The organism is Bordetella genomosp. 9, from assembly GCF_002119725.1.
Classification (GTDB): Bacteria; Pseudomonadota; Gammaproteobacteria; order Burkholderiales; family Burkholderiaceae_B; genus Bordetella_C.
On record NZ_CP021109.1, the window covers coordinates 3123457 to 3143515 of the forward strand.

General features: G+C 66.1%; 19 protein-coding genes. 6 read left to right on the forward strand and 13 right to left on the reverse strand.

The window, feature by feature from the left end:
- Positions 1-14: 14 nt before the first annotated feature.
- The 4 genes from CAL13_RS14310 (at position 15) to lon (ending at position 4156) form a co-directional block, all read left to right on the forward strand.
- Positions 15-764 (forward strand): hypothetical protein, encoded by a 750-nt coding sequence (locus CAL13_RS14310; protein WP_086059484.1) that lies wholly within the window; start codon positions 15-17, stop codon positions 762-764.
- A gap of 73 nt (positions 765-837) precedes the next feature.
- Positions 838-1023 carry a hypothetical protein gene (locus CAL13_RS14315; protein WP_086072741.1) on the forward strand — a complete coding sequence of 62 codons (186 nt, stop codon included), beginning with the start codon at positions 838-840 and terminating at the stop codon, positions 1021-1023.
- 311 nt (positions 1024-1334) lie between these two features.
- Positions 1335-1742: an Hsp20/alpha crystallin family protein gene (locus tag CAL13_RS14320; protein WP_086057988.1), complete on the forward strand. Its 408-nt coding sequence runs from the start codon at positions 1335-1337 to the stop codon at positions 1740-1742.
- 116 nt (positions 1743-1858) lie between these two features.
- Entirely contained in the window at positions 1859-4156 is a 2298-nt protein-coding gene (gene lon, locus CAL13_RS14325) for an endopeptidase La (protein ID WP_232467840.1), read from the forward strand.
- 815 nt (positions 4157-4971) lie between these two features.
- Here lon and CAL13_RS14330 read toward each other — a convergent pair.
- The gene (locus CAL13_RS14330) at positions 4972-5733 is read right to left on the reverse strand and encodes an ABC transporter permease (protein WP_086072743.1); all 762 of its coding nucleotides are present in this window, start codon (positions 5731-5733) and stop codon (positions 4972-4974) included.
- A gap of 14 nt (positions 5734-5747) precedes the next feature.
- Positions 5748-6674, reverse strand: coding sequence for an ABC transporter ATP-binding protein (locus CAL13_RS14335; RefSeq protein ID WP_086072744.1), 927 nt, complete (start codon positions 6672-6674; stop codon positions 5748-5750).
- A gap of 138 nt (positions 6675-6812) precedes the next feature.
- Here CAL13_RS14335 and queF point away from each other — a divergent pair, with 138 nt between their 5' ends.
- On the forward strand, positions 6813-7640 hold the full coding sequence (gene queF, locus CAL13_RS14340) for an NADPH-dependent 7-cyano-7-deazaguanine reductase QueF (RefSeq protein ID WP_086073662.1): 828 nt from the start codon (positions 6813-6815) through the stop codon (positions 7638-7640).
- A gap of 84 nt (positions 7641-7724) precedes the next feature.
- Here queF and pgsA read toward each other — a convergent pair whose 3' ends face one another.
- The 10 genes from pgsA to CAL13_RS14390 all read right to left on the reverse strand — a co-directional run bounded on the left by pgsA (position 7725) and on the right by CAL13_RS14390 (position 17726).
- On the reverse strand, positions 7725-8297 hold the full coding sequence (gene pgsA / locus CAL13_RS14345; protein WP_086072745.1) for a CDP-diacylglycerol--glycerol-3-phosphate 3-phosphatidyltransferase: 573 nt from the start codon (positions 8295-8297) through the stop codon (positions 7725-7727).
- Between the two features lie 199 nt (positions 8298-8496).
- Positions 8497-10320 carry an excinuclease ABC subunit UvrC gene (gene uvrC, locus CAL13_RS14350; protein WP_086057993.1) on the reverse strand — a complete coding sequence of 608 codons (1824 nt, stop codon included), beginning with the start codon at positions 10318-10320 and terminating at the stop codon, positions 8497-8499.
- A complete protein-coding gene (gene nagZ, locus CAL13_RS14355) occupies positions 10283-11338 on the reverse strand; it encodes a beta-N-acetylhexosaminidase (RefSeq protein ID WP_086072746.1) in 1056 nt (351 codons plus the stop codon). Before nagZ ends, uvrC begins: the two co-directional genes overlap by 38 nt.
- Before the next feature lie 56 nt (positions 11339-11394).
- Positions 11395-11835: a holo-ACP synthase gene (gene acpS / locus CAL13_RS14360; RefSeq protein ID WP_086072747.1), complete on the reverse strand. Its 441-nt coding sequence runs from the start codon at positions 11833-11835 to the stop codon at positions 11395-11397.
- Between the two features lie 15 nt (positions 11836-11850).
- The gene (gene pdxJ, locus CAL13_RS14365) at positions 11851-12594 is read right to left on the reverse strand and encodes a pyridoxine 5'-phosphate synthase (RefSeq protein ID WP_086072748.1); all 744 of its coding nucleotides are present in this window, start codon (positions 12592-12594) and stop codon (positions 11851-11853) included.
- 171 nt (positions 12595-12765) lie between these two features.
- Positions 12766-13761 (reverse strand): response regulator transcription factor, encoded by a 996-nt coding sequence (locus CAL13_RS21540; RefSeq protein ID WP_232467665.1) that lies wholly within the window; start codon positions 13759-13761, stop codon positions 12766-12768.
- Positions 13762-13867: 106 nt separating this feature from the next.
- Positions 13868-15034, reverse strand: coding sequence for a patatin-like phospholipase family protein (locus tag CAL13_RS14375; RefSeq protein ID WP_086072749.1), 1167 nt, complete (start codon positions 15032-15034; stop codon positions 13868-13870).
- Positions 15035-15037: 3 nt separating this feature from the next.
- Positions 15038-15832: an ABC transporter ATP-binding protein gene (locus CAL13_RS14380; RefSeq protein ID WP_086057998.1), complete on the reverse strand. Its 795-nt coding sequence runs from the start codon at positions 15830-15832 to the stop codon at positions 15038-15040.
- Position 15833: 1 nt separating this feature from the next.
- On the reverse strand, positions 15834-16721 hold the full coding sequence (locus CAL13_RS14385) for an ABC transporter permease (protein WP_086057999.1): 888 nt from the start codon (positions 16719-16721) through the stop codon (positions 15834-15836).
- An 18-nt stretch (positions 16722-16739) separates the two neighbouring features.
- Positions 16740-17726, reverse strand: coding sequence for an ABC transporter substrate-binding protein (locus tag CAL13_RS14390; protein ID WP_420042397.1), 987 nt, complete (start codon positions 17724-17726; stop codon positions 16740-16742).
- A gap of 289 nt (positions 17727-18015) precedes the next feature.
- Here CAL13_RS14390 and CAL13_RS14395 point away from each other — a divergent pair, with 289 nt between their 5' ends.
- Entirely contained in the window at positions 18016-18972 is a 957-nt protein-coding gene (locus CAL13_RS14395; RefSeq protein ID WP_086072750.1) for an aldo/keto reductase, read from the forward strand.
- Between the two features lie 21 nt (positions 18973-18993).
- Here CAL13_RS14395 and CAL13_RS14400 read toward each other — a convergent pair whose 3' ends face one another.
- The gene (locus tag CAL13_RS14400; RefSeq protein WP_086072751.1) at positions 18994-19968 is read right to left on the reverse strand and encodes a Bug family tripartite tricarboxylate transporter substrate binding protein; all 975 of its coding nucleotides are present in this window, start codon (positions 19966-19968) and stop codon (positions 18994-18996) included.
- Positions 19969-20059: the final 91 nt, after the last annotated feature.

Here is a 20059-nt window from a genome sequence, read left to right on the forward strand (position 1 = left end):
GCCCGCTCGTCTTCATGGCCCTTATCCTGGCTCGCTTCCTTTACGGATTCTCCCTTTCCTGGATCGTTGTCGCGGTACTCATTGCCGCCACCCTGGTGTGCATACGCCTGGTCGGTATTGCCGTCGCGGCCTTCGATGACGAACGGCGGGGCAATATCGCGGGCGCCGTATGCGTTCTGGTCGTCATCATCGCCGCGCTGGGGCTGATGGGCTGGCTCGGACATCGACTGTACGACGCGCTGGGGGCGTCGGCGCTGGTAGGCGGAACGGCGCACTGGCTGGCGGGCGGGAACACGCTGTCGCCCGCCGCGATCTTCGGCGCCCTGGCGGGATTCGGGGCGCTGGCCGGCTTATGGGGATGGATCAACCGGCCGCCTCGCGACCCCGGCCAGGCCAAGGACGGGCCGCAAGCCAAGGGCCGGAAGGCTGCGGCGAAGGCCGAAAAAACGCCCGCGGGCAAGGCCGGCAAAGCCGCCGAAAAAAGCAGCCGCGCTGCATCGGCCGCCGCACCTCGGGGGGCGCGTATTCCGCAATTGGGCTGGCTGGCCTTGTTTCTGCTTCTGCTGGGCGGCGCCGTACTCGCCTTTGCCTACAGCGTCGAACCGCTTTCGCTGCCGCCGGACGCCAGTGCCGCCGCGGCGCGCATGTACCAGGAAATGGCGGCGCGCGCCCGCCCGGTGTATCTGGCGGCGACCGTCCTGCTGGGCACAGGCGCATTCCTGGCGCTCATCTGGTTCTTCTGGCGGCGCAGGACTGAAGACTGAGACGGACGCCGCAGTTTTTGATAACGATTCTTATTATAATGGCGGGCACCAACAATAACGGGACCTCACTTCCATGCCCGGCTCGCAAAAGTTCTGGTTCGTGTGGCGCGCGCCACTGATTCTGCTGGTGTTGACCGTATTCGGCCTGCTTGCCGCCCTGCTCGGCACGGAGATCTGGCATTGGGCTTCCTGGGCGGCGCTGATCATTCCCATCGCCGTCATCGCCTACTACGTCATGCGCCGCCCCGCCGGGGATTGACCTGCTGCGTCATGCAGCGCCCGGCCGCGCACTGATCGTCCTGCCTCTCGGCCTGCCCGCACGGCCGCCCGGCCGCTGATCGGCTGCGCCGCTTCCAGTGGCGGATCGCACCGGTCCGCGTCCGACCGCCTGCCCCCTTCCCGGCTGCCAGCATCCCGCCTGTGCGCGCCGGTCTCGCCGGATTCCGCCCTCTGCCGATCGCCGTTCAGGCGGTACGGGAAATGCTGCGCCCGCCCCGCGCCGCTCGCCGTGCCCGCCCTTGAAACGCCCTCGGGCGCCGCCATCTAGCCGGCATACCTTAGGCAAGAACCATGAGATCACGCGATTTGACGCCCTGGATGTGGAATGACGCCCTGTCCATGCTGGAACAGGCGGAACGTTTGCACCGGCAATTTTTTCGCGCCTGTGCGGCCGATCCGAATTGCTGGGAGCCTCCCATCGATGTGGTGGAAACGGCCGATGCGGTGATCGTGCACGTCGCATTGCCCGGCGTGCCTGCTTCGGCCGTCGCCGTGCGCTACGACCACGACGGCGTCACGGTCTCCGGAATGCGCCGCCTGCCCGCCTCGCGCGCGGCGCGCATCCACCGCGTCGAGATTCCCTACGGGCGATTCGAGCGACGGATCGTTTTGCCCCTGGCCGCGCTCGAGCCCAGTACGCCCGAGATGTCGGATGGTTGCCTCGTTTTGACGCTCAGGAAGCGAAAGGAAACGCCATGAAGCTTTGGCCTACCATGCAAGTGCGGACCGATGACAATCAAGCCCGCGCGGGCGGCAGCGCCGCGTCCGCGGGCGACCAGACCCAACGCCCCGTGAAACCGCTGCCGCAGGACGCGATGATCCTGATCCCTCTGCGCGACGCGGTGCTGTTTCCGGGCGTCCTTTCCCCCGTGACCGTGCGCCGTCCGGGGTCCGTGGCGGCGGCCCAGGAAGCGGTCAAGAGCGAAATGCCGGTCGGCTTCCTGCTCCAACGCGACGCCGCCAAAACCGACGTCGGGCCGGCCGACTTGTACTGGGTCGGCACGCAGGGCCCCATCGTGCGCTACATCACCGGGCAGGACGATTCGCACCACATCGTCGTGCAAGGCCAGTCGCGCTTCCGCGTTTTGGAGTTTCTGGAAGGCTGGCCATATATGGTGGCGCGCGTCGCCAAGGTCGAATCCGTGGAAAGCGACGATCCGCAGATCGAGGCGCGCTTCCTGCAACTGAAGGAACAGGCGGTGACCGCGATCGGCCTGCTGCCGCACGTGCCCGACGAACTGGCCGGCGTGGTTCAGGGCATCTCGTCGCCCGCGATCCTGGCCGACATGGTGGCGAACCTGATCGACGTGAAGGTGGAAGAAAAACAGGACATCCTGGAGACCTTCGACCTGGCGCGGCGGCTGGACAAAGTCATCGAGCTGCTTTCTGCGCGCGTCAACGTGCTCAAACTCAGCCGCGAGATCGGCGAAAAAACGCGCGCCCAATTCGACGAACGGCAGCGCGAGCACGTACTGCGCGAACAGCTGCGCCAGATCCAGAAAGAACTGGGCGAAGGCGACGATACGGCGGCCGAGGTCGAAGAGCTGAAGAACGCCATCGACAACGCCGGCATGCCGGAAGACGTTCTGGCGCACGCGCGCAAGGAATTGAAGCGGCTGCAGCGCATGAGCGAAGGCGGCGGCGAATACGCCATGCTGCGCACCTACCTGGAGTGGCTGACCGAGCTGCCCTGGAAACAGGAGCCGCAACCGCCGATCGATATCGCGCAGGCGCGCCGTATCCTGGACGAAGATCATTTCGGGCTGGAAAAGATCAAGCGCCGCATCCTGGAGTACCTGGCGGTGCGCAAGCTGAATCCGCAGGGCAAGAGTCCCGTCCTGTGCTTCGCCGGCCCGCCGGGCGTGGGCAAGACGTCGCTGGGCCAGTCGATCGCGCGGGCTACCGGGCGCGCATTCCAGCGCGTCGCGCTGGGCGGCGTGCACGACGAAGCCGAGATCCGTGGCCACCGGCGCACCTATTTGGGCGCGCTGCCGGGCAACATCATCCAGGCCATGCGCCGTGCGGGCACGAACAACGTCGTGCTGATGCTCGATGAGATCGACAAGCTGGGCGCCGGCGGTTTCCACGGCGACCCGGGCAGCGCGCTGCTGGAAGTGCTGGATCCGGAGCAGAACCACAAATTCCGCGACAACTATCTGGGCGTGGACTTCGACCTGTCGCATGTGATGTTCATCTGCACCGCGAACGTGCTGGATACGATCCCAGGCCCGCTGCGCGACCGCATGGAGATCATCCAGCTTCCCGGCTACACCGAGGAAGAGAAGATCCAGATCGCGCGGCGCTATCTGCTGCGGCGCCAGCTGGACGCCAACGGCTTGAAGCCCGAGCAGGCGAGCATTACCGAAGCTGCCCTGACCACGATCGTGCGCGATTACACGCGCGAGGCAGGCGTGCGCAATCTGGAACGCGAAATCGGCTCGGTCCTGCGCCACGCTGCCATGCAGATCGCCGAAGGTGAACGGGAAACGGTCACGGTCGACACGGGCGATCTGCAGGAGTCCCTGGGACCGCGCCGGTTCGAAAACGAAGTGGCGCTGCGCACGAGCGTGCCAGGGGTGGCGACCGGGCTGGCCTGGACGCCGGTGGGCGGCGATATCCTTTTCATCGAAGCCACCAAAGTACCCGGGAACGGACGGTTGATCCTGACTGGGCAGCTTGGCGATGTGATGAAAGAGTCGGCGCAGGCTGCCCTGACGCTGGCAAAGACGTGGAGCGGCGATTCGCTGGACAAGCTGGACATCCACGTCCACGTGCCGGCGGGCGCAACGCCCAAGGACGGCCCGAGCGCCGGCGTCGCGATGTTCGTCGCGCTGGCCTCGCTGCTGAAAGGCACGCCGGTGCGGTCGGATGTGGCGATGACAGGCGAGGTAAGCCTGCGCGGCCTGGTGCTGCCCATCGGCGGCGTCAAGGAAAAGACACTGGCCGCGCTTCGCGCCGGCATCACCACCGTAATGGTGCCCCGACGCAACGAGAAGGACCTGGAAGACGTGCCGAAGGAAGCGCGGGACAAGCTCAAGTTCGTTCTGCTCGACCGGGTGGAAGATGCGTTGGAATGCGCGTTGGAGACTGAGGCGATTCCTGCTGCGGTTTGATGGGGCGCGGGGGTTTTTGTTGATGTGGTGGTGGTTGTTGGGCCGTCCGGCGGGGTTGGCGGGTGCCCGGTCCGGCCCGATCGGCCGGTCCGGCGCCCTGCGCGCCGGACACCGCTGCGCTGGCCTCGTCCGGCGGCCGCTTGATGGTGTTGTTCTTGTGAATAGCCGTGCGGCACGCCTTCCTCCGGCGTCCGCTTGCTCGGCCTCAACGTGCCGGACCGGGCACCCGCCAACCCCGCCGGACTCCGGGATGTATTAACGGCCGGCATCTGGGGCGAGTTGGGTTCTTGCGCTTCGTGGGGCCCCGCGTTGGGGGAAGGGAAGAGGTTGCGGTGCCCGCGCATTGCGCCCGCCCTGCGCGGGCGCAATGCGCATACGCGGTGTTGGCTTGCGACGGATGGGATGAGGGGTCGAGTTCGGATTCGTGCTCAGCCCCGCGCACTGCACGAGGCGTAAGACCGAAGCGGCCGCGCAGGGCGGCCGCTTCGGTCGGGCACCATAAACTCTTCCACCCCACCCAGCGCGCGCCCACGAAGCGCAAGAACGCAGCTCGTCCCAGACGCCCGTGGTCAAGACATCCCGGAGTCCGGCGGGGTTGGCGTTTGCCGCGGCCGGCACGTTGAGGCCGAGCAAGCGGACGCCGTAGGAAGGCGTGCCGAGAAGCCGGTCACAAGCAAACCACCACCAAGCGGCCGCCGGACGAGGCCAGCGCAGCGGTGTCCGGCGCGCTGGGCGCCGGACCGGCCGATCGGGCCGGACGCGGCAAATGCCAACCCCGCCGGACGGCCAAAGAAAAACACAAACGCCCCCGCAGCTCAGGTCTTCAACCGATACCCCGTCTTGAAGATCCAATGCACACCCGCCATACAGAGGGCAAGAAACACCACGGTCATCCCCAGGCTCACCCCCACGCTGACATCCGCCACGCCGTAAAAACTCCACCGGAACCCGCTGACCAGATACACCACCGGATTGAACAGCGTCACCGCCCGCCAGAACTCCGGCAGCATATTGATCGAATAAAAACTTCCGCCCAGGAACGTCAACGGCGTCACCACCATCAGCGGAATCACCTGCAGCTTCTCAAAGCCGTCCGCCCAGATACCGATGATGAATCCGAACAGACTGAACGTCACCGACGTCAGCACCAGGAACCCCACCATCCATAGCGGATGCGCAATACCGAAAGGCACGAACAGCCGCGCCGTGGCCAGCATGATGAGCCCAAGGATGATCGACTTCGACGCCGCCGCGCCGACATAGCCAATCACGATTTCGACATAGGAAATCGGCGCCGAATGAATCTCGTAGATAGTGCCCGTGAAGCGCGGCATATAGATACCGAACGACGCATTTGAGATGCTTTGGGTGAGCAGCGCCAGCATGATCATCCCCGGCACGATGAAAGCGCCGTAGCTCACCCCGTCGATGTTCACCATGTGCGACCCTATCGCCGAGCCGAATACAACGAAATACAGGGAAGTCGATATCACGGGCGAAGCCACGCTCTGCATGAGCGTGCGCCACATGCGATGCATCTCGAACAGATAAATGGCGCGGATGGCATAGATGTTCATGGGTTGCGCCTCCTTCAGGACCGTGTGCTGACCAGACTGACGAAGATATCCTCCAGTGAACTTTCGGAGGACCGCAAATCGATGAACTCGATTCCCGCTTCGTCCAGCTTGCGCAGCAGTGTCGCGATATCGAGCGCGCCGGCCTGGTTCTCGTAGGTATAGACCAGCTCGTGGCCCTCCCCGGTCAGCTCGAGCTGATAACCGCTCAGCGCCTGCGGCAACGCGGGCAGCGCGGTTTTCAGCGTCAACGTCAGCTGCCGCTTGCCCAGTTTTTTCATCAGAGCGTCCTTCTCGTCGACCAGAATGATCTCGCCTTTGCGGATCACCCCGACACGGTCGGCCATCTCCTGCGCTTCCTCGATGTAATGGGTCGTCAGGATAATCGTCACGCCCTGGTCGCGCAGGCGGCGCACCATTTCCCACATCCCGCGGCGCAGCTCCACGTCCACGCCCGCCGTCGGTTCGTCCAGGAAAAGGATCGCGGGCTCGTGCGACAACGCCTTCGCGATCATCACACGCCGTTTCATGCCGCCGGACAGCGCCATGATCCGCGTGTCCTTCTTGTCCCACAGGGAAAGATCGCGCAGTACGCGTTCGATATGCGCCGGGTTGGCCGGCTTGCCGAACAGGCCGCGGCTGAACGTCACCGTGCTCCAGACGCTCTCGAAGGCGTCCGTGTTCAGCTCCTGCGGCACCAAGCCGATCCGTGCCCGCGCGGCCCGGTACTCCTTGATGATGTCGTGACCGTCCGCCAGCACCATGCCTTCGGTGGGATTCACGATGCCGCAAATGATGCTGATCAGTGTCGTTTTGCCGGCCCCGTTCGGTCCCAGCAAGGCGAAGATTTCGCCGCGCCGGATGTCGAGATCGATGTTCCTCAAGGCCTGGAATCCGGACTTGTACGTCTTGGACAGGCCTTTGACTGAAATGATGGGATCCACGCCGTCCCTCGCCTTATTGAACTGCGGAGATTCTACCCGCGCCCCGGCGGGCGAATGGACTTGCGCGGTTCGACATATCCCTTCGGGCGCGCCGAACAATTCCCTAAAATACGGTTTTATGCCTTTGCGCTTCACGCCATGAGTCTCGCCGACGCGCCCCTGGGCCACGATGTGCCCTACCCCGATCAATACGACGCCTCGCTGCTGTTTCCCATCGAGCGCGCCGCCAACCGCGCGGCACTCGGCGTCTCGGCGCCCTTGCCCTTCGTGGGCGATGACATCTGGAACGCCTATGAGCTTTCCTGGCTGGACGCGCGCGGCAAACCGCAGGTCGCCATCGGCCGCTTTACCGTGCCCGCCGACACGCCGCGCATCGTGGAATCGAAGTCGTTCAAGCTGTACCTGAACTCGCTGAACCAGACTCGCCTGCCCGATGCCGCGGCCTACGCCGAAAGGGTCGAGCGGGACGTGAGCGCGGCCGCGGGCGGCCCAGTGCGGCTGACGCTGATTCCGCCGGACCGCTTCGGGCAAGCCCGCATCTCAGAGCTCGAAGGCGAATTGCTGGATGGCCAGGACATCGAAATCCGGCACTACACGCCCGCGCCCGAACTCCTGCGCTGCGAGACCGGCGCCCCCATCGTCGAGGAAACGCTGCGTTCGGATCTGCTGAAGTCGAACTGCCCGGTCACGAACCAGCCCGATTGGGGAAGCGTCCAGATACGTTATCGCGGACCCAAGCTGGATCGCGCCGCACTGCTGGCCTACATCGTTTCGTTCCGCCAGCATGCCGAATTCCACGAACACTGCGTGGAGCGGATTTTCATGGATGTGATGGCGGCCTGCCAGCCGCAGGCGCTGTCGGTCTATGCGCGGTACACGCGGCGCGGCGGGCTGGACATCAATCCGTGGCGGGCGACGCCCGGCATGCCGGCTCCCGACCTGACAATGCGCACGGCCCGCCAGTAAGGCCCGTACCACGCCACCAAGTGGGGCCTGATGGGGCTGTCGCATGCGCTGCACGCCGGGGCCCAGGCGCGGCCGGCGCTGCCGCTACAGGCTTTTTTCCCGGATGGCCGGCCAGGCGCGCTGCAGGTAATACAGCATGGACCAAACGGTAAGCACGGCGGCCACCAGGATCAGGATATCGCCCACCACGCGCGTGCTCACGCCGTAAACAGGCTGGTGATATAGCAGGCAGGGGATCGCCACCATCTGCGCAGCGGTCTTGAACTTGCCCAGGCGATGCACCGCCACGCTGGCGCTGGCGCCGATCTTGGCCATCCACTCGCGCAGGGCCGAGATCGTGATCTCGCGGCCAATGATGATCAGGGAAACGAAGGCATCCACCCGGCCCAGGTCCAGCAGCACGAGCAGCGCCGCGCTGACCATCAGTTTGTCCGCCACCGGGTCCAGAAACGCGCCGAACGCCGATGTCTGGTTCCACCTGCGAGCGAGCCAGCCGTCGAACCAGTCCGTCAGCGCGGCGACGATAAAAGCCACGGCAGCCAGCATGTCACGGCTCGATTCGTCCAGCCAGTCAGCCGGCAGATAGAACAGGCCGACCACCAGCGGAATCATGGCGATACGCAGCCACGTCAGGATGATGGGGATGTTTATGGGCATGATGAGCCGTATGCTACATCAAGAGTGTAGTGAACCCACCCCCGAAGCGCTGACGCGCTTCCCCCTTGAGGGGGCGACGCTGGCGGACCGGCGGAGCCGGATCCGCGGCGTCCCCGGTCCGATCGACTTCGAATAATGCGGCGTTGATTGAGGGCCGGTCAGGGACTTCTGTAGATGCGGCGTTGATCGACGGGACCCTTCAATGCAGGGCGTCGTAGATGCGTTCGGCGAGTTCCTGTGAGATGCCTTCCACCGAGGCCAGGTCTTCGATGCTGGCGCGGGAGACGCCGGAGAAGCCGCCGAAACGGGCCAGGAGCCTTTGCCGGCGGCGGGCTCCTACGCCTTCGATTTCTTCCAGGCGCGAGACGTTGCGGGCCTTGGCGCGGCGGGCGCGCATGCCGGTGATGGCGAAACGGTGCGCTTCGTCGCGGATCTGGGCGATCAGCATGAGCGCTGCGGACTCGGGGCCCAGCGCGATCGGCGGACGGCCGTCGGCGAAGATGAGCGTCTCCAGGCCCACCTTGCGGCCCTCGCCCTTCGCCACGCCAACCAGGACATGGACGTCCAGCCCCAGTTCCGCGAACACCTGGCGCGCGATTTCCACTTGGCCCTTGCCGCCGTCGATCAACACCAGTCCCGGCAGCGGTGCTTCCCCATCGGCCACCTTTGCGAAGCGGCGCGTCAGCACCTGCCGCATCGCCGCGTAGTCGTCGCCCGGCGTGATGCCGGCGATGTTGTAGCGCCGGTACAGCGAAGGCTGCATTTCGTGATGCTCGAAAACCACGCAGGATGCCTGCGTCGCCTCGCCAGCGGTATGGCTGATATCGAAGCATTCGATATGCAGGCTGTCCAGGGCTGCCTCGTCGGTTTCCATGTCCAGCGCTTCGGCCAGCGCCAGCGTGCGCGCGGCGCGCGCGCCCGACTCCGTGAGCGCGCGAGCCAGCGCCATCTCGGCGTTCCGAGCGGCCTGCTCGAGCCACGAGCGGCGCACGCCTTGCGGCCGGATCAGGACGCGCGCGCGGGTGCCGCTCTGTTCGGCGAGCAGGCTCATGAGTTCGGCGTCCGGCAAGGCATGCGAGCACACCAGGGTCGGCGGCAGCGGGTTGTCCGTGTAGTGCTGCCCGATGAAGGCTTCCAGTACGTCGGGGGCCGACTCGCCATCCGCATGGGTCGGGAAAAACGCCTTGTCGCCCAGGTGACGGCCGCCGCGCACCATCGCCAGGTTGACGCAAACACGGCCGCCGGCGATGGCTACCGCGATGATGTCGCAGTCCTCTCCGCCAATGTCCTCCATCGTCTGCTGGTGCAGCACGCGGGCGAGCGACCCCATCTGGTCGCGCAGTACCGCTGCCTGTTCGAACTGCAGCGCTTCGGAGGCCCGCAGCATCCGGGTCTCGATATCTTCCATCACTTCCTTGGCCTGGCCGTTCAGGAAGCGCCCGGCGCGCGCCACGTCGGCGGCGTACTCCTCCGCTGAAACCGCTCCCACGCAGGGCGCCGAACAGCGGCCGATCTGGTGCAGCAGACAGGGCCGCGAGCGGTTGGCGAAGACGGTGTCTTCGCAGGTGCGCAGACGGAATACCTTTTGCAGGATCTGGATAGTCTCGCGCACCGCCCAGGCATTGGGAAAGGGGCCGAAGAACTGCCCCGGCTTGTTCGTCGATCCCCGGTAATACGCGATACGCGGCCATTCATGCGCGGTGATCAGCAGATACGGATACGACTTGTCATCCCGGAACAGGATGTTGTAGCGCGGCCGCAGGCTCTTGATCAGGTTGTTTTCCAGGATCAGCGCCTCGGCCTCGGACCGCGTGACGGTGACCTCCACCTGCGCGACCTTGGCGACCATTTGCGCAATGCGCGGACTGGTCAGCGTTTTCTGGAAGTACGAGGAGACGCGCTTTTTCAGGTCGCGCGCCTTGCCCACATACATGACCTCGCCATTCGCATCGATATGCCGGTAGACGCCCGGCAGATGCGGCAGGTCAGCCAGAAACGATTTGAGATTGAAGTCGTCGGGCATGCTGATAACGGCTGTCGGCTTGCAAGGCGTCCCAGTCGGGCGCCGTAAAGCGCGGCATCAAGCGGCGGATACGTTCGATGGATTCCGGCTGCGGCGTGTGGTCGAGACGCGCCAGCAAGTCGTCGGCCAGGTCGGGCCGGTTGCAGACCAGGACCATATCGCACCCCGCCTGCAACGCGGCCTGGGCGCGGGCCAGGATATCGCCCGCCACCGAGGCGCCTTCCATGGTGAGGTCGTCGGAGAACACCACGCCATCGTAGCCCATGCGGCCGCGCAGGATGTCCTGGACCCAGCGGCGCGAAAATCCGGCGGGCCGGTCGTCCACCTTGGGATAGATGACGTGCGCCGGCATCACGGAAGCCAGCACATTATCGCCGAGCCAGCCGTACGGCGCCGCATCCTCGCGCAGGATGCGCTCCAGCGGGCGGGGGTCCACCGGGATCTCGTGGTGCGAGTCCGCTCCCACAAAGCCATGCCCGGGAAAATGCTTGCCGCAGGCCGCCATGCCGGCCAGGGCCAGGCCCTGGATGAGCGCGCGCGACAACATGGCGACGACGCGAGGATCGCGATGGAAGGCGCGATCGCCGATGACCTTGCTGACACCGTAATCCAGATCGAGCACAGGCGTGAAACTCATGTCCACGCCGCAGGCGCGCAGCTCTGCCGCCAGCACATAGCCGGTTTCCGTGGACAGCCGCATGGCGTGCAGCGGATCGCGGTCCCAAGCCTCGCCCAGCCGACGCATGGGCGGCAAGGCCGTGAAACCGTCGCTGCGGAAACGCTGGACGCGGCCTCCTTCGTGATCGACGGCGATCAGCAAGGGCTCTTCACGGACCTTGTGTATACGGGCGGTGAGCTCGCACAAGGCGTCGCGGTCCTGGAAATTGCGGGCAAACAGGATCACGCCGCCCACCAGGGGGTGGCGCAGGCGCTTTTTTTCTTCTTTCGTCAGCGTGGGACCGGCGACGTCGACCATGACGGGACCGGGCGGAAGCAGCTTCTTCTTTTTGCTGGGCATGGGGACCTTTCTTCTGGAAAACGGCGCCGCGCGGGCATGGCCGGGCGCCGGCGGGTTCAGGGCGACTTGCGCTCCACGATCACATAAGCGGCGGCCATATCGGTTTCATCGGTCAAGGATACGTGCGCCGCGCCGAAGCGGGACGCGTACCAGGCCTGCAGGGCCGGCGCGAGCACCAGCACCGGACGGCCGCCGGGTGCATTCAGCGTCTGCACCCGCCGCCACGCCATGGGCATGTGCATGCCCAGGCCGATGGCCTTCGAGAAGGCTTCCTTCGCGGCGAAGCGCGTTGCCAGGAAACGTACGCCGCGGCGGGGATCGCGCGCGCGGCGCGCGTGGAACTTGAGCAGTTCGTCGGCTCCCAGCACTTTTTCGGCGAAGCGATCGCCATGCCGCAACAGGGCTCGCTCGATCCGGTCGATACGGATGAGGTCGACGCCGATACCGGCAATGGCCGATGACGGCCCGGGAACGTTGAAGGCTGACGAGACCGACATGGAATCGATGCGCCGCTAGCCTTTGTTGCTGCCGGCGGGCGTGCGCGCGGCGACCATCAGCGCCTTCATGTCGCGGACCGCCTTTTCCCAGCCATCGAACACGGCGCGCGCCACGATAGCGTGGCCAATGTTCAACTCCGCGATGCCGTCCAGGGCGGCGATGGGTTGCACGTTTTCATAGTGCAGGCCGTGGCCCGCATTGACCTGCAGCCCCTGGCGCAGGCCCTCGGCAACCGCCAGCCGGATTCGCTCCAATTCAGCCTGCGCGGCCGCGCCTTCGGCTTCGGCATAGGCGCCGGTATGCAGCTCGATCACCCGTGCGCCCGTGCGCGCCGCCGCGGCGATCTGCACGGGATCGGGATCGATGAACAGCGACACGCGAATGCCGGCCTCGTGCAGCTGCTTGACCGCATCGGTGACCGCGGCAAGCGCGCCCGCGACTTCCAGCCCCCCTTCCGTGGTCAGCTCCTGGCGCTTCTCCGGGACCAGGCAGACATCGTGCGGGCGGACGTCGCAAGCAATGTCCAGCATTTCCTTGGTGACGGCGCACTCCAGGTTCATGCGGGTACGCAGCAACGGACGCAGGCGGCGCACGTCGGCATCCTGAATGTGCCGGCGATCCTCGCGCAAATGCAGGGTGATCAGATCGGCGCCCGCGTCTTCCGCGCGCAGCGCCGCCTCGATGGGGTCGGGATATTGGGTATGCCGTTGCTGACGCAGCGTGGCTACGTGATCGATGTTTACGCCTAGGTCTATCATGGGCTCGCGGTGTGGTCTGGCGAATCCGGCCCAGGGTCCGCAAGGGGCGGCCGGAAACGTACAGAACGATATTACCGCGCCTGTCTGCCCCCAGGCCGGCGAACCGGCCAGTCCCGTCCCGCATGAGGGCATGAACGGACTGCGTTCCCAGTCTTTGACCGGGCTGCCCTCCTAGTCTTCCGTGGTCAGCTCGCCGACGAACACATAGCCCATGCCATGCACCGTATGCAACGGCAGCCGTTCGCCACTGTCGTGGACCTTCTTGCGCAACCGGCTGATGGCCACGTTGACTGAGCGCAGGTTGGTGGCTGTCATGAATCCGCGCATCGCGGCGCGCGACAGTTCCCGCTTAGGGCTGTCCAGGAGGCAGGCAAAGCACGCGCGTTCGGTGCCCGTCAGGTGGATGCGGCGGCCGCCCGGCGTCACCAGCAGCCATCCCTGGTACATGATGCGCCAGGGCTCCCGTTGCGCCGGCGTCCGATTGATGGCGGCCGGCGCCGGCGTGACGCCGGGCGCCGAAAGGCTGCGCAACGCATAGGCCATGCCGCCCGCCGCCCCCGCGCCCAGTCCCGCACCGATATCGGTGGCGCCCACCAGGCCGACAGCGCCTGCGGCGGGCGGGCAGCCCAACGCGCCGGATGCGGCCGCCGGCGCCGCCACCCGGCCGCCCGGACGGCCGGATTGCGGCGCCGCGCCACGCGCCGCCACGGCGGCAGTGTCAAAACTTTCTTCGGCCCGTCCCGCCGCGCGGCGCCGCACGCGCGCGGCGCGCCGCGCCTGGGCACGCAGCAGCGCGGCCAGTTCGTGGGCTTCGTAGCGGCGGTCCAGACACATGTGCGCGCCAGCGTGCAAGGCGTTCAGCCGTGTCTGCGGCGGCGCCTCCGGAGCCTGGACCAGGATGCCGGCCGCATATTGCTCGCTCAGGCGCGGCAGGACCGCGTCCACCATCTGCGAAACGGGCGCGCTCTCGCCGACCAGGATCAGGTCGGGATCGCGCAGGTCCATCCACTGGAACAGACTGGCTGCGTCACGGCAGCCATGGACCTGGAATCCCAGGCGGACGAGCATGTGCACCGTCCGATTGCGGGTTTCATCGTCCGGTTCCCAAAGGGCCAGCGAGAGGGGGACAGGGTCGGAGGTAACGGAGGGGACGTTGCAATGTTCCATGACGTTCCACGAGGTTGCGAAGGATGATCGAGGTGCAGCGGAAGCTACCATCGTGATTCCGTACGCACGATGGGCGGCACATCAATTCGGACCTTTTCGCAGGTTCTTACTGCTTTCCGTGGTCGCGATGAACGTCGTGGGTGATGAAATGCTGCCCCTCGCCGGGCAGATCGAGCACGCCGGGACGCGCAAGCGTTGCCCGGATGTCCGCCAGGCCGGACGCCCAGTGGTCGCGCATGGCCTCCGTGCCGAACTCGTAGTCCTTGGAATGGCCCTCGTAGTGCTTCGAGGCGTAGATCAGGTTGACCACATTGATCGCCGGGATGACCGCGTGGCGGCGGATGGCTGCCAACTCGGGCGCATCGCGCTTGTCCTTGGGCAGCATGGCAAGCACCCGCTGCAGGTCTTCGCGCAAGGCCACGTTGCGCTTGAGGCTATCCAGCACATAGCGGGTGCGGCTGGAGTACTGGATGTCCTTCTGCCGGGCGACGACTTCTTCGATATTCGTCGGCAACGGCCCGCGCGCGGCCCAAAGGTCGACCTGGAACGCGAGTGTATCGCGCATGGGGCTGGCCGACAGTACCTGGTACAGCGGCGTATTCGAAACCACGCCGCCATCCCAGTAGTATTCGCCGTCGATCTCCACCGCGGGAAAGCCCGGCGGCAAGGCGCCGGACGCCATGATGTGCTGGGGGGTCAACTCGACCTGCGTGCTGTCGAAGTAGGCAAAGTTTCCCGTGCGGACATTGACCGCGCCGACGCTTGCGCGCACGGTCCCGCTATTGAGCAGCTTGAAATCGACGTAGGTGCGCAAGGTTTCCAGCAGTGGCGACGTATCGTAGAAGCTGGTGGCGGCGAGCCCCTGCTGCCAGAACGGGGGCGGCACGCGCGGCTTGAAGAAACCCGGCTGGCCATGCAACAGCGCGGTGGCGGCGGCGACCCTGCCGTTCGTGGCTGGCGTACCGAAACCGAAGGGGATGCCCTGGAACAGCTGCGCCCACCAGTCGCCCCACGGCAGCAGCTCGTATCCGTACGGCCTGCAGATGGCCTCCCAGAAGCCCCGCAGGCGTTCGACGCGCTCATCGGGCGGCGAGCCGGCGATGATGGCGGCATTGATGGCGCCGATCGAGATGCCGGCCACCCAATCCGGACGCAATCCGTGTTCGTGCAGGCCTTCATACACGCCAGCCTGATAGGAACCGAGGGCGCCGCCGCCCTGCAGCACCAGGGCGACGGTTTCATAGGCGCAGCGACGGCCGGCCGCCCGATGCACGGATCAGCCCAGGAGCAGGGCGTCGTCGGCCAGCTTCTCGCCGCGTACGCGTTCGAACATGGCCAGCAGGTCCGGCACCGTCATGCCCTTGCGCTCCTCGCCCGATACATCGAGCACGACCTGCCCCTGGTGCAGCATGACCGTGCGGTCGCCGACGTCCAGGGCCTGACGCATGCTGTGCGTGACCATCAGCGTAGTGAGCTTGCTTTCGGCGACGATGCGGGTCGTGAGCGCCAGCACGAAATCCGCGGTGCGCGGATCCAGCGCGGCGGTATGCTCGTCCAACAGCAGCAGACGGGACGGTTGCAAGGCCGCCATGAGCAGGCTTACGGCCTGACGCTGCCCGCCGGACAGCAGCCCGATCCGGTCGCCAAGCCGGTTTTCCAGACCGAGCCCCAGTGTGGCGAGACGCTCGCGGAAGGTTTCCCGCATCGCCGGTTTGACTGCCCGGCCGACGCCGCGGCGCGCGCCGCGCGCCTGCGCCAGCGCCATGTTTTCTTCGATGGTCAGGTCTTCGCAGGTGCCCGCCATCGGGTCCTGGAACACCCGCGCGACATACTCGGCGCGGCGCCAGGAAGCTTGCCGGGTCATATCCACGCCGTCGATTTCGATACGCCCGCTGTCCACCGGCTGATCGCCCGAGATCGCATTCAGGAATGTCGATTTGCCCGCGCCATTCGACCCGATGACCGTGACGAACTGGCCCGTGGGGATGTGCAGGGACAAGCCGCGCAAAGCCCGGGTTTCGATGGGCGTGCCGGGGTTGAAAGTAATGTGCAGGTCATGTGCGCTCAGCATGTCACCCTCCCTTCAGCACGCGGCGACGGCGCAGGCGCGGGATGACCAGCGCGATGGTCACCAGCACCGCCGTCACCAGGTTCAGATCCTGCGCCTGCAATCCGATGAAGTCGGAGTTCAAGGCGAGCGTGACGAAGAAGCGGTAAACAATGGCGCCGAGAATGACGGCCAGGGTGGCCCACGCCATGCGGCGCGCGGGCAACAGGCTCTCGCCGACGATCACGGCCGCCAGGCCGATGACGATCGTGCCCAGGCCCATGGAAATATCCGCCCCGCCTTGCGCCTGGGCGAACAGCGCCCCGGCCAGCGCCACGAGCGCATTCGACAACGCCATGCCGCCCAGGATCAGGCGGCCGGTGTTCACGCCTTGCGCACGCGCCATGCGGGGATTGGCCCCGGTCGCCCGCAGGGCCAGTCCCTGCTCGGTGGACAGGAACCAATCGAGCAGCAGCTTGCAGACGATCACGACCACCAGCAGGATCGCCGGGCGCGCGACGTAATCGCTCAGCCAGGCGGGCTGAAGCAGGGTGAATACGGTGGGTTCGGTGATCAGCGGCACGTTGGGCCTGCCCATGACGCGCAGGTTCACCGAATACAGCGCGATCATGACCAGGATGCTGGCCAGCAGATCCATGATGCGCAGCTTGACGTTGAGCCAGCCGGTCACCCAGCCCGCCGCCGCGCCGGCGGCGACGGCGCAGGCGGTGGCGGCGAACGGGTTCACGCCCAGGGAAATCATGGTGGCGGCCACCGCCGCCCCAAGGGGAAAACTGCCGTCGACGGTAAGGTCGGGAAAGCGCAGCAGCCGGAAAGAAATCAGGACGCCCAAGGCGACCAGGCTGAAGACCAGCCCGACCTCCAAGGCGCCCAGCAATGAGAAAAGGGACATCTTGGTGTTTTTTGTTTTTTACTTGATGACCTGGGCGGCCGACTTGATGATGTCTTCGGACAAGGTCACGCCCTGAGCCTGGGCCGCGCCGGGGTTCACGAAGAGCTGCACCTTGTTAACGGTGGCCGAGGCAATGGCGCCGGGCTTCTCGCCCTTGAGGATGCGGGCCACGACGTCGCCGACCTGCCGGCCGAGCTGGTAGTAGTCCACGCCCTGGGCGGCGATCGCGCCTCGCTTGACGCTGTCGTTGTCGGCCGCGATCAGCGGGATTTTGGCATCGTTGCCGACTTTCACCAGCGATTCGTAGGCGGCCACGACGTTGTTGTCCGTACTGGTGTAGATGACGTCGGCCTTGCCGATCAGGCTGCGCGCGGCGGCGGCCACGTCAACCGTGCGCGGCGCGGCCGCTTCGACCAGGCTCATGCCGGACTTCGGCAGCAGGTCCTGCATCTGCTTGACCACCACCACCGAATTTGCTTCGCCCGGGTTGTACACGATGCCGACGCGCTTGGCGTTGGGCACGATCTTGCGGATCAGGGCGACCTGGCGATCCAGTTCCAGGGCATCGGAGATACCGGTCACGTTGGAACCGGACGGCTCCATGGAAGGCACCAGCTGCGCGGCCACGGGGTCCGTGACCGCCGCATAGACAACGGGGATATCCTTGGTCGCCGAGACGACCGCCTGCGCCGCCGGCGTGGCGATGGCGACGATGGCGTCGGGCCGGTCGCCCACGAACTTGCGGGCGATCTGCGCCGCCGTGCCGGTGTTGCCCTGCGCGCTCTGGTACTGCCACTTCAGATTCTTCGCGGCATCGAACCCCTTGGCCTTGAGCTCTTCCTTGACCCCGTCACGGACCGCGTCCAGCGCCGGGTGTTCGACGATGGCGATGACGGCCACCGACTTCTGTCCCGCCGGCGCGGCATGCGCGTCGCCGCCCATGTGCAATGCGGCCGCCAGCGCCACGGCGGCGGCCGCGCCTGCGGCGAATATCTTTGTAGACATAAAAAGGCTCCTCGACCTTGGAAAGTGCCGGTACGAACGTGGCAAACGGACGGCGGCCCGCATGGCCGCCGCCGTCCGTCTCACAAAAGTGCATAGTCTAACTTGGCCGCATGGAAGGGCAGGCGCGGGAAATCCCTGAAGGCCGCCGGGCCGGCGAAGCGTGGTATCGCGCCGACTATTGGCCGATATACTTGGTTGAAACAGGCGCGACCGCAAGAAGAAAAATCCGAAAATGCCGTGGCGCCTCGTCAGACAGGGGCTTACAACCTTCCGATGGGAGCGACTGACCATGCAACAACGTCAACTTGGCCGTTCCGGCCTGACCGTGCCTCCCCTGGCCTTCGGCGGCAACGTCTTCGGCTGGACGGTGGGCGAAGCCGATGCCTTTTCCCTGCTCGATGCCATGGTCGATGCCGGCCTCAACTTCATCGATACGGCCGACGTGTATTCGCGCTGGGCGCCGGGCAACCGCGGCGGGGAATCGGAGGTCATCATCGGAAAATGGCTGGCCCGGTCCGGCAAGCGCGACAAGGTCATCATCGCGACCAAGGTCGGCATGGAAATGGGTCCGGGCGCACAGGGGCTGTCGCCAGCGTACATCGCGCGGGCGCTGGACGACTCGCTCACGCGGCTGCAGACAGACTATATCGACCTGTACCAATCGCATCGAGACGACCCGGATACGCCGCTGGCCGACACGCTGTCGGCGTATGGCAAGCTGCGCGACCAGGGGAAGATACGGGCCATTGGGGCGTCCAACTACACCGCCGCCCGGCTGTCCGAAGCGCTGATCGTCAGCGAGCGCAACGGCCTGCCGCGCTACGAGTCCATCCAGCCCGAGTACAACCTGTACGCGCGCGAGCCCTACGAAAGCGGCCTGCAGGGCGTGGTCACCGCCCAGGGCCTGGGCACCATCAATTACTACGCGTTGGCAAGCGGCTTTCTGACGGGCAAATACCGCACGCCGGCCGACGCGGGCAAGAGCGTGCGCGGCAAGAAGATCGTGGAGTCCTATCTGAACCCGCGCGGGCAGCGCATCCTGGCCGCGCTCGACGAGGCGGTGGAGGCCACCGGCGCGACGCACACGCAGGTGGCCCTGGCATGGACCATGGCGCAGCCGGGAATCACGGCGCCGATCGCCAGCGCCACCTCGCTGGCCCAGCTGGACGATCTGGTGAAGGCGGCATACCTGAGCCTGCCGCCCGAGGTCCTGCGCAAGCTGGATGAAGCCAGCGCCTGGCGCTGATGGCCCGGACGCGGGCCGGCATCAATCCAGGCTGACGCCGGAATCCTTCACCACCTTGCCCCAGCGGGCGATTTCGTCATCGACGAATTTGCCGAAGGCGGGGCCGCTCAGGTGGGGAATGGCCGAACCGTTGCTCGCCCACTGCTCCTTGAGCTTCGGCGTATTCAACGCGATTTCGACTTCCCGGATCATGCGGTCTACGGCCGCTTTCGGCGTGCCCGCCGGCGCCCACAGCGCATACCACGTCGACACTTCGTAGTTCATCACCCCGGCCTCCGCCGCCGTGGGGATATCCGGGAAGCTGGGCGAACGCTGGGGCGCCGCCACGGCGAGCGGCTTGATGCTTCCGGCGCGAATATGCCCCGACGACGATCCCAGCCCGTCGAATGCCAGGTCCACCTGCCCGCCGATCAGCGCCGACAACATCGGGCCCGCGCCCTGGTAAGGCACGTCCACCAGCTTGATGCCGGTCTGCATGGCGAACAGTTCGCCAGCCAGGTGGTGCGTGCTGCCCTTGCCCGCCGTGCCGTAGTTGATCTGCCCGGGCCGGGCCTTGGCGTAGGCAATGAACTCCTGCAGCGTCTTGACCGGAAGCTTGGACGCATTGATCACCACCACCTGGGGCGGCTGCGCCAGCAGGGCAACCGGAATGAAGTCCTTCTGGATGTCGTAGCTGAGCTGCTTGTACAAGGCCGGCGCCACGGCGTGATGGGCTCCCCCCATGAAGAAGGTATAGCCGTCGGGCCGCGCCTTGGCGGCCACGCCGGCGCCGACGGTGCCGCCGGCGCCCCCCTTGTTGTCGATGACGACAGTCTGGCCCAACTGCGTGCCAAGCTGCTGGGCCAACGGCCTGGCAAAGGTGTCCGTCCCGCCTCCCGCCGGGAAGGGCACGATGATGGTCACGGGCCGCTCGGGCCACTCGGCCCGGGCGGGCGCGGCCAGGGCAAACAGGAACGATGCGGCGGCCAGGGCCGCCGATATGCCTCGGTAAATCATGGTCTTCTCCTCCTTGGTGCTGCGTAGGATGGGTGATGCCCATCGGTCGGGGCGGCGCGCGGTGCGGCCGCTTTTTTGAATCCTTACGCAC

What these genes read in the sequence shown, in the direction of transcription:
- nagZ (WP_086072746.1), bottom strand. Translation starts at nt 11,338, where the DNA reads ATGCCCAGCAAAAAGAAGAAGCTGCTTCCGCCCGGTCCCGTCATGGTC.
- acpS (WP_086072747.1), bottom strand. Translation starts at nt 11,835, where the DNA reads ATGTCGGTCTCGTCAGCCTTCAACGTTCCCGGGCCGTCATCGGCCATT.
- uvrC (WP_086057993.1), bottom strand. Translation starts at nt 10,320, where the DNA reads ATGCCCGACGACTTCAATCTCAAATCGTTTCTGGCTGACCTGCCGCAT.
- CAL13_RS14395 (WP_086072750.1), top strand. Translation starts at nt 18,016, where the DNA reads ATGCAACAACGTCAACTTGGCCGTTCCGGCCTGACCGTGCCTCCCCTG.
- CAL13_RS14320 (WP_086057988.1), top strand. Translation starts at nt 1,335, where the DNA reads ATGAGATCACGCGATTTGACGCCCTGGATGTGGAATGACGCCCTGTCC.
- CAL13_RS14390 (WP_420042397.1), bottom strand. Translation starts at nt 17,726, where the DNA reads ATGTCTACAAAGATATTCGCCGCAGGCGCGGCCGCCGCCGTGGCGCTG.
- pdxJ (WP_086072748.1), bottom strand. Translation starts at nt 12,594, where the DNA reads ATGATAGACCTAGGCGTAAACATCGATCACGTAGCCACGCTGCGTCAG.
- pgsA (WP_086072745.1), bottom strand. Translation starts at nt 8,297, where the DNA reads ATGCCCATAAACATCCCCATCATCCTGACGTGGCTGCGTATCGCCATG.
- CAL13_RS14380 (WP_086057998.1), bottom strand. Translation starts at nt 15,832, where the DNA reads ATGCTGAGCGCACATGACCTGCACATTACTTTCAACCCCGGCACGCCC.
- CAL13_RS14400 (WP_086072751.1), bottom strand. Translation starts at nt 19,968, where the DNA reads ATGATTTACCGAGGCATATCGGCGGCCCTGGCCGCCGCATCGTTCCTG.
- CAL13_RS14330 (WP_086072743.1), bottom strand. Translation starts at nt 5,733, where the DNA reads ATGAACATCTATGCCATCCGCGCCATTTATCTGTTCGAGATGCATCGC.
- CAL13_RS14315 (WP_086072741.1), top strand. Translation starts at nt 838, where the DNA reads ATGCCCGGCTCGCAAAAGTTCTGGTTCGTGTGGCGCGCGCCACTGATT.
- CAL13_RS14310 (WP_086059484.1), top strand. Translation starts at nt 15, where the DNA reads ATGGCCCTTATCCTGGCTCGCTTCCTTTACGGATTCTCCCTTTCCTGG.
- CAL13_RS21540 (WP_232467665.1), bottom strand. Translation starts at nt 13,761, where the DNA reads ATGGAACATTGCAACGTCCCCTCCGTTACCTCCGACCCTGTCCCCCTC.
- lon (WP_232467840.1), top strand. Translation starts at nt 1,859, where the DNA reads ATGATCCTGATCCCTCTGCGCGACGCGGTGCTGTTTCCGGGCGTCCTT.
- queF (WP_086073662.1), top strand. Translation starts at nt 6,813, where the DNA reads ATGAGTCTCGCCGACGCGCCCCTGGGCCACGATGTGCCCTACCCCGAT.
- CAL13_RS14385 (WP_086057999.1), bottom strand. Translation starts at nt 16,721, where the DNA reads ATGTCCCTTTTCTCATTGCTGGGCGCCTTGGAGGTCGGGCTGGTCTTC.